The sequence below is a fragment of the Protofrankia sp. CiP3 genome (genome assembly GCF_917627345.1).
Classification (GTDB): domain Bacteria; phylum Actinomycetota; class Actinomycetes; order Frankiales; family Frankiaceae; genus Protofrankia.
The window spans coordinates 51,849-65,210 of record NZ_CAKJTM010000017.1 but is presented as its reverse complement, the minus strand read 5'-3'; the positions used below and the strand labels follow the sequence as shown (position 1 = coordinate 65,210).

Sequence of the window (13,362 nt, the reverse complement as noted above, 5' to 3'; positions counted from 1 at the left end):
GGACGTCGTCGCGTTCGTTTGGGCTCAACCCGGCCGTCCGCAACGACACGGGTTGAAGTTTCGGAACGGCCCGTTTCGTGGGCCCCTCGCCGCTCCGGCCCGCTAGTTGCGGGCCATGGCCGGCAGCGGGAGGAGGACCGATGGGTGTTCTCCTCGCTGTGCTTGGGGCCTGCCTGCTCGTGGGTTTGGTGGTCATAGCCGTACTGCTTGTTCGTGTATTGGGCTCGGGCGCGCTGACGGCGCATCGTCCCGGTACGGATCATGAGGAGTTGGCCGAGCTTCTTGACATCCAACAGGCGGAGCGGGATGGCGCCGAACTGCTACGCCGGGCTGAGGAGGGGGCACGGGCGGTGCAGGAGCGGGCGGAGGCCGAATCTGTGTTGCGGGCCTCCCTTGTTGAGGCGGAAGCACGCGAATTAGGCCGCAAGTCGGTCGAGACGTTCCGGGCGCAGGCCGAGGCGGAGGTGCGGCAACTGCGATCCGAGCTCCACGCGCAGGATGCTCGGCTCGTCCAGCGCGAACAGCGCCTGGAGGTTCGCGCGGCCGTGATTGACGAGCAGGCACGCGAGCTCGAGACCCGAGATCGTGATCTTGCCGCTCGAGAAATTGATCTCGCCAGGCGTCGAGCTGAACTTGTTGATCTGGAGGAGGAGCGTCGCCAGACGCTGGAGAGCACGGCCCGGCTCACCGCGACCCAGGCGCGTGCCGAGCTCGTCAAACTTGTCGAGGCCGATGCTCGTCGAGATGCCGCCGTGCTTGTCCGCGATATTGAGGCGCAAGCTCGTGAGCAGGGCGAGGACCGGGCCCGGAAAATCGTGACGTTGGCGATTCAGCGCGTCGCCGCGGAAGCGACCACGGAATCGGTCGTTTCCGTGCTGCACCTGCCCAACGACGAGATGAAAGGCCGCATCATCGGCCGCGAGGGACGCAACATCCGCTCGTTCGAGTCGGTCACCGGGGTGAATGTCATTATCGATGACACGCCGGAGGCGGTCCTGTTGAGTTGTTTCGATCCGGTGCGGCGTGAGGTCGGAAAAATCACCTTGGAGGCCCTGGTCTCGGATGGGCGTATTCATCCACACCGCATCGAGGAGGAGTACCAAAGGGCCAGGCGTGAGGTTGAGGCTCGCTGCGTCCGCGCTGGCGAGGACGCGCTTATGCAGACCGGGATCGCGGAGATGCACCCCGAGTTGATCGCCCTGCTCGGACGCCTGCGGTATCGGACCAGCTACGGCCAGAACGTTCTCGCGCACCTCGTCGAGTCCGCCCATCTGGCGGGGATCATGGCGGCTGAGCTGCGGCTGCCACCAGCTCTGGCCAAGCGGGGAACGCTGCTGCACGATCTCGGCAAGGCGCTGACCCACGAGGTGGAGGGCAGCCATGCCCTCATCGGCGCCGAGATCGCCCGCCGTTACGGTGAGGACGAGGATGTGGTGCATGCGGTCGAGGCGCATCACAACGAGGTTGAGCCGCGTTCGATCGAAGCCGTTCTCACCCAGGCCGCTGACCAGATTTCCGGTGGGCGACCGGGTGCTCGCCGGGAGAGCCTGGAATCCTACGTCAAACGCCTCGAACGCATCGAGCAGATCGCCGCTGGGCGTCCGGGCGTTGAAAGGGTGTTCGCGATGCAGGCCGGTCGTGAGGTCCGGGTGATGGTCGTCCCGGACCAGGTCGATGACATTGCCGCCCACATGTTGGCTCGTGATGTCGCCAAGCAGATCGAGGACGAGCTGACCTACCCCGGCCAGATCCGGGTCACCGTCGTCCGGGAGACCCGCGCCGTTGAGGTTGCCCGCTGATCCGTCTCTACCATGATCGATGGTGGTGACGGCGGCGTTCCGTCATCCTGGGCGGCGAGGTCCCGCGCTCACGCACCCCGCCGCTGACCCCGGCCTCGACGGCATTGGGGCTGGCGGACCAGGAAGGTCCGGGTTGCGCACCGTAGGCTGGCTGCGTGAGTCCCCGCAGCTATCAGGTCCGGACGTTTGGCTGCCAGATGAACGTCCATGATTCCGAACGCATCGCCGGCATGCTTGAGGCCGCTGGCTACGTGCCAGCTGAAATTGGCGTTGACGTCACTCCTGATCTGGTGGTCTTCAACACGTGCGCTGTGCGGGAGAACGCCGACAACCGGCTCTACGGCAACCTCGGCCAGATGTTTCCGGCCAAGCAGCGTCACCCGGGAATGCAGATCGCCGTCGGCGGCTGCCTCGCGCAGAAGGACCGCGGGCTGATCGCCGAACGTGCGCCCTGGGTGGACGTCGTCTTTGGGACGCACAATCTCCACCGGCTGCCCGTGCTGCTGGAGCGCGCTCGGCACAACGCGGTGGCCGAGGTCGAGATCGCTGAAGCCTTGGAGGTCTTCCCCAGCGCACTTCCCGTCAAGCGGGCAGCCCATCATTCGGCCTGGGTAAGTATCAGTGTTGGCTGTGACAATACCTGCACGTTCTGTATCGTTCCGAGCCTGCGGGGCAGGGAGACCGACCGTCGGCCCGGGGAGATCCTCGCCGAGGTCGATGCCCTGGTCGCCGAGGGTGTTCTGGAGATTACGCTGCTCGGCCAGAACGTGAACTCCTATGGCCGGTCACTGGGTGACCCGGGAGCATTCGCGAAACTGCTGCGCGCCTGCGGGACGGTTGATGGCCTGGAGCGGGTCCGGTTTACCTCGCCGCATCCACGCGACTTCACCGACGATGTGATCGAGGCGATGGCGGCGACGGAGGCGGTCTGCCCACAGCTGCACATGCCGTTGCAGTCGGGATCGGACGCGGTGCTGCGGCGGATGCGTCGTTCCTATCGTCAGGACCGGTTCCTCGGGATCGTCGAGCGGGTGCGGGCGGCATTGCCCCACGCCGCGATCACCACCGACATCATTGTCGGTTTCCCTGGGGAGACCGAGGCCGACTTCGCCGATACCCTGCAGGTGGTACGCGAGGCGCGGTTCGCCAGCGCCTTCACGTTCCAGTACTCCCAGCGAGCCGGGACTCCGGCGGCGACCATGGCCGGCCAGGTGGACCGGGCAGTTGTTCAGGACCGCTATGACCGGCTGGTGGCCGTTCAGGAGGAGATCTCCTGGGAGGCCAACCGCATGCTCGTCGGCCAGCGGGTGGAGGTACTGGTCGTCGAGGGCGAGGGGCGCAAGGATGCCGCCACCGGGCGACGATCTGGCCGTGCCCGTGACGGCCGGCTTGTCCACCTCCGGCCACCGGCTGTTTCCGACAGCGCGGACCCAGGGATCCGGCCCGGTGATGTGATCGAAACTGTGATCACCAGAGGCGCGCCGCACCATCTTGTGGCGGACGATCCGCCACTGACCCATCGACGGACCAGAGCGGGTGACCTCTGGCAGATCGCGCGGCACACACCGAGCGATGCTGGGGAGACCGGGATGACGCGGCGGCTGACCGACCTCGGTATGCCCACGCGCCACCGGTAATGCTGCTCGCGGCGGTGACCTGCCCGCATCCACCGTTGCTCATTCCCGAGGTGGCGCGAGGCGAGCCGGTAGCTGTGCGAGAACCGGCAATCCAGGCCGTTCGTCGGCTGGTCGCATGGGAGCCGGACCTTCTCGTGGTTGTCGGCGATGCCCCACGAACGGCGGCATATGCGGCCGGCCAGTCGGGATCCCTGACCGGTTTCGGGGTGTCCCGCTCGGTGACTCTGGGACAGGCAAGCCAACCTGGTCAGCAATGCCCGGACCGGCCGACGTTGCCGTTGTCGTTGACGGTCGGAGCCTGGCTGCTCGAACAGACGGCATGGCAGGGGGACGTGGCCGGATTCGGCGTGAGCGCGATGACCGTCCCGCGGGAGGCTGCCACCATCGGCGTCACGTTGGCTCAACGTGCGGCCAGGGTCGCGTTCCTGGTGATGGCGGACGGCAGCGCGCGGCGGACGGTCGGCGCTCCCGGCGGCTTTGATGAACGCGCCGCGGCTCATGACGACACGGTGGCTGCGGCGTTGGCCGCGGCTGACGCGCCCGGGTTGCTGCGGCTCGAGCCCGCTCTCTCCCGTGAGCTGATGGCGGCGGGCCGTGCCTCGTGGCAGGTACTGGCTGGCGCGAGTCTTGTTTCCAGGCCGAGTGACACGCACGAACGGTCATGGATATCTTACGCTGAGTACGTTGGTGCGCCTTACGGTGTGGGGTACGTGGTCGCCTGCTGGAAATGGGGGAGTCACTAGTAATGCTCTTGACGTCGACGGAACTGCCACCGGGAGTGCGGCGCTTGACCTACGCGGGTCTGGCGGCACTGCGAGCTGGCTCACCAGCTGATCCACCGGTCGTCCTGCTGCCCGGGTACACCGGGAGCAAGGAGGACTATCTGCTGATCATGAAAGGGCTGGCGCAGGCGGGGTTCAATGTCATCGCGATCGACCAGCGTGGCCAGTACGAGTCGCCGGCCGCCGATCCGGAACGGGACTGCATGGTCGAGGCACTGGCTGCGGACGTAGGGCGCGTGGTCGACGAGATCGGCCGGCCGGTGCATCTGCTCGGCCATTCCTTTGGCGGTCTGGTCGCCCGTGCCGCGGTCATTAACCGGCCTTCGATCATGGCCAGCCTGGTGTTGCTCAGCTCGGGTCCCGCGGGCATCGTCGGCGCCCGCCGGATCGCGTTGCGAGCCATGCGGATCGTCTACGACCGCAGCGGTCGCGACGCGGTGTGGGCCGCGGTGCGCGTCGCGGACACCACCGTCTATCCACCGGGTGGTTTGGAGTTCCTCGAGCGCAGGTTCTTCGCCAGCAGCGACATTGGCCTGCGGGTCATGGGTGAGCAGCTTCTTGGCGAGCCTGACCGGGTCGGCGAGCTCGCGGCTGTGATCCGCGAGGCCGCCGCGCCTGTTCTGGTTGCGCACGGCATCGCCGATGACGCCTGGCCGCCGCATCTGCAGGCGGACATGGCCGTGCGTGTCGGTGCCCGCTACGAAGTGATCCCTGACGCCGCGCACTCACCCGCGACCGAAAATCCACCGGCTACCGCGGCGGTGCTGATCGATTTCTGGCGCGAGGCCGTCGGCCAGCGGGCGGCATAGCTACACGAGCTCGACCGGTCGGCTTGCCCATCCGTTTTCAGGCTGGTTCGAGCTGGAACACGGCGAGCTGGGCGGCGAGGCCGACCGGTACCCGAGCCCGCAGAATGGTGCCGTCCGCTGTGTGCCCGAGATCGAGGACCTCGCCGTCGGCGTAGACCCGGGACACCAGATCCCCGCGGGCGAAGGGCACCAGCACACGCACGTCAACCGCGGGGTGCGGTACATGTTCGGTCAGCGCCTCCACCAGGGTGGTCAGGCCCTCGCCGGTGCGGGCCGACACGAAGACCGCGGTTGGGATTTCTCGGCGTAGCCGAGCCAGTACCGCCGGGTCCGCCAGGTCGGTTTTGTTCACCACGATCAGCTCGGGGACGTCACCGGCGTCGACATCGTTGATCACCGTGCGGACAGCCGAAATCTGTGACATCGGATCGGGATGCGAACCATCGACCACGTGCAGGAGAAGATCGGCGTCCGCGACCTCCTCCAAGGTCGAGCGGAACGCCTCGACGATCTGGTGCGGCAGATGGCGGACGAAGCCGACGGTGTCCGCGAGGGTGAAGATCCGGCCGTCCGGGAGTGTGGCCCGCCGTACCGTTGGATCAAGCGTGGCGAACAGCGCATCCTCGACGAGCACGCCCGCGCCGGTCAGGCGGTTGAGCAGCGAGGACTTGCCGGCGTTGGTGTATCCGGCGATCGTGACCGCGGGTACACTGCTGCGTTGCCGTGAGGACCGCTTCGTCGCCCGGACCGTCTTCATGTCGGCGAGTTCCCGGCGGAGTTTGGTCATGCGCGCGCGCAGGCGCCGCCGGTCGGTTTCGATCTTTGTTTCACCGGGGCCCCGGGTGCCGATGCCGCCGCCGGACCGTGACATCGACTCACCCCAGCCGCGCAGTCGCGGCAGCATGTACTGCAGTTGAGCAAGCTCGACCTGCGCCTTGCCTTCCCGGGAGGTCGCGTGCTGGGCAAAAATATCCAGGATCAGCGCGGTCCGGTCGATGACCTTGACCTTTACGACATCCTCCAGCTGGCGCAGCTGGCCGGGGGTCAGTTCCCCGTCACAGACAACGGTGTCGGCGCCGACAGCGGCAACGACCTCGCTCAGTTCCCGGGCCTTGCCGGAACCGACGTATGTCGCGGCGTCGGGAGTGTCACGGCGCTGGACGAGCGCGTCCAGGATGACCGAGCCCGCCGTGGTCGCGAGTGCCGCGAGCTCGGTCATGGAGGTCTGGACGTCGGTGGCGGTCCCGGTGGTCCACACGCCGATGAGGACGACTCGTTCCAGCCGGAGCTGGCGGTATTCGACCTCGGTGACGTCGTCGAGTTCGGTCGTCAGACCCGGAACTCGGCGTAGGGCCGCTCGATCGACGAGATCGAGTCCCTCGCCGGTGGCGTCGAAGAACTGGTCGCGGATGGTGTCCTCAACGGCGGGAAGCGTCATATTTGCCCTTCTCTGACACACGGTTGCATGCGGATGGTCGATCCGTTACTCAGCCGGCACCGGCGGGTGCGCGCATCGGTACGGTGGCGGCGTGGCGGGACGTGGGGCGGGAAGACGCCGCGGATGGACCCGATCGCTGCTGCCACCGGTCTGGCCGGCCGCGGCCGAGCGCGATCATCCGGGCGTCGTCGGTGGGAACGGGTGGGCAGAACAGCCGGCCGGCGCCGCGGTCACAGTTCATCGCCGCCAACCTGGATGCGATGACCGCGCTGTCGACGCCTTCTGCCGCCACCATCAGCCGGCGTCGGTGAGCCAGCGTAATGATCGAGGCCAGTACGGCTTCACCTTCCAGGTCCCGCTGCATCGCATGAAGGAACCGACCGTCGATCTTCACCATGTCCAGCGGCAGGACATCAAGAGTCGACATCGAAGCATACCAGGTGCCGAACCCGTCAACACCGATCGCTGGCCCGAACGAGCGTAGCTGGGCCAACAGGCGGGGGACCCCGATGTGCGCCAGCCCAAGAGTCTGTTCGGTGAACTCCAGCCCGAGGGCTCCCGGCGGCAGCCCCCGGTCACGCACGAGGTGTTCCACCTCGGCCGCGAAATCCGGCCTGGTCAGCTGGTCGGCAGTGACGTTCACCCACAGGCGAGGTGGGCGGATCATGGTCCCTGAAGCCATCTCGTGCCACGTCCGAGCCTCCGTCACGGCGGTCCGCAGCACCCAGCGTCCGACCTGTTCGGACAGGCCGGCCGCTTCGGCGACCGGCATGAACTGTGACGGGCGCATCAACCCACGATCGGGATGCTGCCAACGCAGAAACGCCTCCATTGCCGGGACCGACCCGTTGTGCAGGTCAACCTCGGGCTGGTAATGCAGCTGCAACGATCCGTCGTCGAATGCGGCGCACAGGGCCGGGACGAGGTTCAGCTCGAGCGCGGTCACAGATGTCTCCAGACGCCGGGATGAACGGGTCGCCGGTACCCATCGCATGTCAGGCTGAGCTGACCATGCCCGCCACCTGATCGACGTCGGGATGGTCTAGCCAAATTATGCGGGGATCGCGGCGAAACCACGACCTTTGTCTGCGGACGAATCGGCGCGTCGCGGCAATTGTCGCGAGCCGGGCGGCTTCACTGGATTCGATCTCGCCATCCAACCACGCCAGGACCTGGGCGTAGCCCAGGGCGCGTGAGGCGGTGCGTCCTTTCCGCAGGCCCAGACCGGCGAGCGTCTGAACCTCTTCGACCATGCCGGCAGCCCACATCTCCGCCACGCGGTCGGCGACTCGGATATCAAGGTCATGATGGTCGAGGCCGATCTGAACGACGTCATAGACCGCGCGGTGTTCCGGTAGGGAGGCGGCGAAGCCGCCGGTGAGCTCCAGCACTTCCAGCGCGCGCACGATGCGGCGACCATTGCTGGCCAGGATGGCGGCAGCCGCTCTGGGCGCCCGCGCGGTCAGGTCGGCGTGCAACGCGGCCGCCCCGCGTTCGGACAGCTCCTGTTCAAGGCGCGCGCGTACCGCCGGGTCGGTGCCAGGAAACCTGAGGTCGTCGATGACAGCCCTGATGTAGAGCCCTGAGCCGCCGACGAGCACCGGGGTCCGGCCGGCACTCAGCAGATCGTCGATGACGGTTCGTGCTCTGGCCTGGTAGGACGCCACGTCAGCGGCATGGGTGATTTCCCAGATGTCAAGCAGATGGTGCGGGACGTCTCTGCGCTCCCGCGTCGGTACTTTGGCTGTGCCGATGTCCATGCCGCGGTAGAGCTGCATGGAGTCGGCATTGACGACCTCACCGCCGAGTACGGCGGCAAGGTCGATCGCGAGTTCGCTTTTGCCGGCCGCGGTCGGCCCGACGACCGCCACCATGCGTCCGGCTTTCTCCCGGTCGGCACAGCCAGCCACGATCAGACCCGGCGCAGAACCGCGACGATCCGGCCGAGGATCGCCGCCTCGTCACCCGGAATATCGGCATAGGCCGGGTTCTGTGGTTGGAGCCATGCATGGCCATCACGGTGACGCAAGGTCTTGACCGTGGCCTCGCCATCGATCATTGCGGCGACGATCTCGCCGCTGTCCGCGACCGGCTGTTGCCGGACGACCACCCAGTCCCCGTCGCAGATCGCGGCATCGACCATGGAATCCCCGACAACGCGTAGCATGAACAGGGTGCCCTCGCCGACGATTTCCCGGGGAAGAGGGAAGATCTCCTCAACCGCCTGTTCGGCAAGAATCGGCCCGCCCGCCGCGATGCGGCCGAGGACGGGTACGTAGGCCGCGTCGCGACGGCCGTCCGGCGGGACCACCGATCCGTCGGCACCGGCAGCCGGCGTCGCTGGTGCCCCGAGACGGAGGCTGTCACGTGCCGCCGGGCGGACCGGTGCGTCCGCGGAAAGTACCTCCATGGCCCGCGGGCGGTGGGGGTCACGCCGTAGGAAGCCCTTCTCCTCCAGCATCCTGAGCTGATGCGCGACGCTGCTTGTGCTGGTCAGCCCGACCGCTTGGCCGATCTCGCGCACGCTGGGGGGGTATCCGCGGCGCTCGACGGCATTGCGGATCACCTCCAGCACCTTGCGCTGGCGGGGGGTCAGGCCCGACGCGTCCGCCGGCCCGTCCGGCAGGTCGCGCACGCTGCCGCGTGGTGGCCGGCCACGTCGGGCGCGGTTGGGGTCGGTGGTCATACCTGCCGTTCTCCTTCGTTTCGCGGTCGTGGCAGACTCCGCTCCCGGCGGACCCGGTGGTTTTGCCAGGAACCGGCGCTGGTGGTCACAACCGACATCTCATCGGTACGACCGTAACTGCCGTGACCGAATTTCTCAAACGTCTGTTCGAGCGTGTCGTGGCGATTCCGTCGGGGTCGTGCGGTAGAAACTCGATCGGGAGTTCGATCGAACGGATGTTCGTCGTTTGCGATCTCGGAGGTTGAAGGAGTGTGTGGTGGAGAGGTCGGCTGAGCCTCCACTGAGGTTGACCAGGAGAGGTCGGGCGGTCCTGGTCGTCCTCGTCGCGGCTGTCTTCTGTCTGGTCCTGTCGCTCGCGCGGGTGACCTCGTTGGCCTCGTCGCGTGGGGGCGGCGGGCCGGCGCGTGTTCATGTGGTCCAGTCCGGGGAGACCCTGTGGGGGATAGCGCGTGGGCTGGCGCCTGAGGGTGACACCCGGGTGGTTGTGGCGCGGCTGGCCGGTATGAATCAGCTCGACACCACCGATCTTGTTCCGGGTCAGGCGCTTCGCCTGCCCTGACCGTTGGACACGCCGGCGGGTTTGCCAGGCCGTGGTGGCTGACTCTATCGTCCACCACAACATGTGGTAGTTACGAAGGTGTAAGTCATCAAGATCTTGGGGGATCGTCCGTGCGATGCCCGTTTTGTCGACACCCGGACAGCAGGGTTGTCGACAGCCGCGAGACCGAGGAAGGTGCCGTGATCCGCCGTCGGCGATCGTGTTCGTCCTGCGGCCGCCGGTTCACGACGATCGAGGAGGCATCACTACGGGTCATCAAACGCAGCGGGGTCACCGAGCCGTTCAGCCGCGCGAAGGTGGTGGCGGGGGTGCGCCGGGCGTGCCAGGGCCGCCCGGTGGAGACGGACGCGCTGGCCCAGCTTGCTCAGCTGGTCGAGGACACGCTGCGTGCGTCCGGAGCGGCCGAGATTCCCTCGGACGAGATCGGCCGAGCGATTCTCGGCCCACTGCGAGATCTTGACGAGGTCGCCTACCTGAGGTTCGCCTCGGTGTACCTGGCCTTCGACTCCCTGGCGGACTTCGAGACCGCGATCGCCGGTCTTCGGACGCAGGCCAGGTAGTTCACCAGCTGGTTACGGCGTGTTTCGGAAGTCGTCGTTCGATCAGGGAGCCGCGTCCAGGTGACTGTCGAAACACGCCCTAGTCGCCGCCCAATGCCGTATCCGCCAGACGAGGAGCGCCATGACCGAGACCCGCGGCACGAAGTCGACCCGGCCCGCTGGTAAGACCACCGGCCTGAAAGTAGGACGTGTCTACACGTCACCCGGTGTACATCCCTACGACGAGGTCACCTGGGAGCTGCGGGACGTCGTGATGACCAACTGGCGGGACGGTTCGGTCAACTTCGAGCAGCGCGGGGTGGAGTTCCCTGACTTCTGGTCGGTGAACGCCACGAACATCGTCACGAGCAAGTACTTCCGCGGCGCGTTGGGCGCTGCCACGCGCGAATGGTCGCTGCGCCAGCTCATCGACCGGGTCGTGCGCACCTACGCGGCCGCCGGGCAGCAGAACGGGTACTTCGCGTCGGAGACCGACGCCGAGGTCTTTGCGCAGGAGCTGACCTGGATGCTCCTGCACCAGGTCTTCAGCTTCAACAGCCCCGTGTGGTTCAACGTCGGCACCTCGGCGCCACAGCAGGTCTCGGCCTGTTTCATCCTGTCCGTCGACGACACGATGGAGTCGATCCTCAACTGGTACCGGGAAGAGGGCCTGATCTTCAAAGGTGGCTCGGGTGCCGGGCTGAACCTGTCACGCATCCGCTCGTCCAGGGAGCTGCTCTCCTCCGGCGGTACCGCGTCCGGCCCGGTCAGCTTCATGCGTGGAGCCGACGCCTCGGCCGGGACGATCAAATCAGGTGGCGCGACCCGACGAGCCGCGAAGATGGTCGTGCTTGACGTCGACCACCCCGACATCGTCGACTTCGTCGAGAGCAAGGCCCGTGAGGAGAGCAAGATCCGAGCGTTGCGGGACGCCGGCTTCGACATGGACCTCGGCGGCCGTGACATCGTCTCGGTGCAGTACCAGAACGCCAACAACTCGGTCCGGGTGACGGACGAGTTCATGCGGGCGGTGCTCGACGGCACCGACTTCCACCTGCGGGCCCGGATCGACGGGCGGATCATCGAGACCATCGGGGCGCGGCCGCTGTTCCGCACCATCGCGCAGGCCGCGTGGGACTGCGCGGATCCCGGGATCCAGTACGACGACACGATCAACGACTGGCACACCTGCCCGGAGTCCGGCCGGATCAGCGCCAGCAATCCGTGCAGCGAGTACGTGCACCTGGACAACTCCAGCTGCAACCTGGCCTCGCTGAACCTGATGCGGTTCCTGCGCGACGATCTGACCTTCGACGCGGAGGCGTTCGTCGCCGCCGTCGAGCTGGTTATCACCGCGATGGACATCTCGATCTGTTTCGCTGACTTCCCGACCCCGGAGATCACCCGGGTGACCCGGGCGTTCCGCCAGCTCGGGATCGGCTACGCAAATCTCGGTGCGCTGCTCATGGCGACAGGCCGCGCGTATGACTCCGAGGGCGGCCGGGCGATGGCTGGCGCGATCACCGCGCTGATGACCGCGGCGGCCTACCGGCGCTCGGCGCAGCTCGCGGGCGTCATGGGGGCGTACGAGGGCTTCGCGCGCAACGCCGAGGCCCATCGCCGGGTGATCCGTAAGCACGCCGCCGCGACGGACACGGTCCGCAACGCCGGAGCGGATGACGCCCGGGTGCTCGCCCTGGCCGCCGCTGAATGGGCCCGTGCGCACGCCTTGGGCGAGAAGCACGGATGGCGTAATGCGCAGGTCAGCCTGCTCCCTCCGACCGGCACGATCGGGCTGGCGATGGACTGCGACACCACCGGCATCGAACCCGACCTCGCGTTGGTGAAGATGAAGAAGATGGTGGGCGGATCGAGCATGCGGATCGTCAACCAGACGGTTCCCGCCGCGCTGCGGGCTCTCGGCTACGCCGAGGAGACGGTCGAGGCGATCGTCGAGTACGTGGCCGAGCACGGCCATGTCATCGACGCGCCGGGCCTGCGCCGCGAGCACTACGAGGTGTTCGACTGCGCGATCGGCGAGCGGGCGATCAGCCCCATGGGGCATATCCGGATGATGGCGGCGGTCCAGCCGTTTCTGTCCGGAGCTATTTCGAAGACTGTCAACATGCCGTCCTCGGCAACCGTCGAGGACGTCGAGCGGATCTACCTCGAGGGCTGGCGGCTCGGGCTGAAGGCCCTGGCCATCTACCGGGACAACTGCAAGGTCGGCCAGCCGCTGTCCGACCTGCGTGGCGCGAAGAGGTCCGCGGGAGCGGCCGCGGGCACCGGCACGGCAGCCGCGGTGGCTGTCGGCGGGCTGCCGGAGGAGTACCAGCCCGTCCGTCGCCGCCTGCCGAAGATCCGGCCTTCCCGGACGGTGTCCTTCTCCGTCGGTGGCGCGGAAGGCTACATGACCGCTGGGTCCTATCCCGATGACGGTCTCGGCGAGGTCTTCATCAAGATGTCGAAGCAGGGCTCCACCCTGTCAGGTGTCATGGACGCGTTTTCCATTGCGATCTCGATCGCGCTTCAGTACGGTGTCCCGCTGGACGCCTACGTCCGCAAGTTCATCAACATGCGTTTCGAGCCGGCCGGCATGACCGACGACCCGGATGTCCGGATGGCCCAGTCCGTGATGGACTACCTCTTCCGCCGCTTGGCGCTGGACTACCTGCCTCAGGAAACCCGCGCGGAACTCGGTGTGCTGAGCGCCCAGGAGCGGGCGCGTCAGCTCACCGGGCAGTATGGCGGGCCGGGCGCGGTGGACGTATCTGATGCTCTCGTGGAGCCTGCGTCGGCGTCAGTGTCATCAGTAGCGTCAGCTCCGGAGCCGGTCGACACGGTCGGCGCCGAGCTCTCCGCTGACCGGTTGACCGGGGCCGGCCCAATGACGGAGGCGCGGCAGGCCGGGCACGAGCATGCCTTCCCGGTTGTGCGGTCGACGGTCCAGGTGCGGGGGTCGTTGCCGGCGGAGGTCCCGGTGGGAGAGTCGCTGTCGGCGCAGAACGCCGTGGACGCGCCGCTGTGTTTCACCTGCGGGGTGACCATGCGGCCGGCCGGTAGCTGCTACGTGTGCGAGCAATGTGGCTCCACCAGCGGCTGCAGCTAGGCCA

General features: G+C 67.2%; 11 protein-coding genes. 7 read left to right on the top strand and 4 right to left on the bottom strand.

Annotated elements, in window-relative coordinates; translation table 11 throughout:
- The first annotated feature begins 140 nt into the window (after positions 1–140).
- From rny to MJ797_RS09170, 4 genes are all read left to right on the top strand, one after another.
- Positions 141–1,799, top strand: a complete 1,659-nt coding sequence (gene rny / locus MJ797_RS09185; protein ID WP_239333686.1) for a ribonuclease Y — start codon at positions 141–143, stop codon at positions 1,797–1,799.
- Between the two features lie 155 nt (positions 1,800–1,954).
- A complete protein-coding gene (gene miaB, locus MJ797_RS09180; protein WP_255738636.1) occupies positions 1,955–3,436 on the top strand; it encodes a tRNA (N6-isopentenyl adenosine(37)-C2)-methylthiotransferase MiaB in 1,482 nt (493 codons plus the stop codon).
- Between the two features lie 14 nt (positions 3,437–3,450).
- Positions 3,451–4,179 carry a class III extradiol dioxygenase subunit B-like domain-containing protein gene (locus MJ797_RS09175; RefSeq protein ID WP_239333682.1) on the top strand — a complete coding sequence of 243 codons (729 nt, stop codon included), beginning with the start codon at positions 3,451–3,453 and terminating at the stop codon, positions 4,177–4,179.
- 2 nt (positions 4,180–4,181) lie between these two features.
- A complete protein-coding gene (locus MJ797_RS09170; RefSeq protein WP_239333680.1) occupies positions 4,182–5,027 on the top strand; it encodes an alpha/beta fold hydrolase in 846 nt (281 codons plus the stop codon).
- A 37-nt stretch (positions 5,028–5,064) separates the two neighbouring features.
- Here MJ797_RS09170 and hflX read toward each other — a convergent pair whose 3' ends face one another.
- The 4 genes from hflX to lexA are packed head-to-tail and all read right to left on the bottom strand — an operon-like array spanning position 5,065 to position 9,151.
- On the bottom strand, positions 5,065–6,465 hold the full coding sequence (gene hflX / locus MJ797_RS09165) for a GTPase HflX (protein ID WP_239333678.1): 1,401 nt from the start codon (positions 6,463–6,465) through the stop codon (positions 5,065–5,067).
- 49 nt (positions 6,466–6,514) lie between these two features.
- On the bottom strand, positions 6,515–7,411 hold the full coding sequence (locus MJ797_RS09160; protein WP_239333676.1) for an EAL domain-containing protein: 897 nt from the start codon (positions 7,409–7,411) through the stop codon (positions 6,515–6,517).
- 49 nt (positions 7,412–7,460) lie between these two features.
- On the bottom strand, positions 7,461–8,339 hold the full coding sequence (miaA, locus tag MJ797_RS09155) for a tRNA (adenosine(37)-N6)-dimethylallyltransferase MiaA (protein WP_239333731.1): 879 nt from the start codon (positions 8,337–8,339) through the stop codon (positions 7,461–7,463).
- A gap of 38 nt (positions 8,340–8,377) precedes the next feature.
- Positions 8,378–9,151: a transcriptional repressor LexA gene (gene lexA / locus MJ797_RS09150; protein WP_239333674.1), complete on the bottom strand. Its 774-nt coding sequence runs from the start codon at positions 9,149–9,151 to the stop codon at positions 8,378–8,380.
- Between the two features lie 256 nt (positions 9,152–9,407).
- Between lexA and MJ797_RS09145 the strand changes: the two genes are divergently transcribed.
- The 3 genes from MJ797_RS09145 (at position 9,408) to MJ797_RS09135 (ending at position 13,358) form a co-directional block, all read left to right on the top strand.
- The gene (locus MJ797_RS09145; protein ID WP_239333672.1) at positions 9,408–9,710 is read left to right on the top strand and encodes a LysM peptidoglycan-binding domain-containing protein; all 303 of its coding nucleotides are present in this window, start codon (positions 9,408–9,410) and stop codon (positions 9,708–9,710) included.
- A gap of 110 nt (positions 9,711–9,820) precedes the next feature.
- Positions 9,821–10,270, top strand: coding sequence for a transcriptional regulator NrdR (nrdR, locus tag MJ797_RS09140; protein WP_239308853.1), 450 nt, complete (start codon positions 9,821–9,823; stop codon positions 10,268–10,270).
- Between the two features lie 121 nt (positions 10,271–10,391).
- Positions 10,392–13,358, top strand: coding sequence for a vitamin B12-dependent ribonucleotide reductase (locus MJ797_RS09135; RefSeq protein WP_239333670.1), 2,967 nt, complete (start codon positions 10,392–10,394; stop codon positions 13,356–13,358).
- Positions 13,359–13,362: the final 4 nt, after the last annotated feature.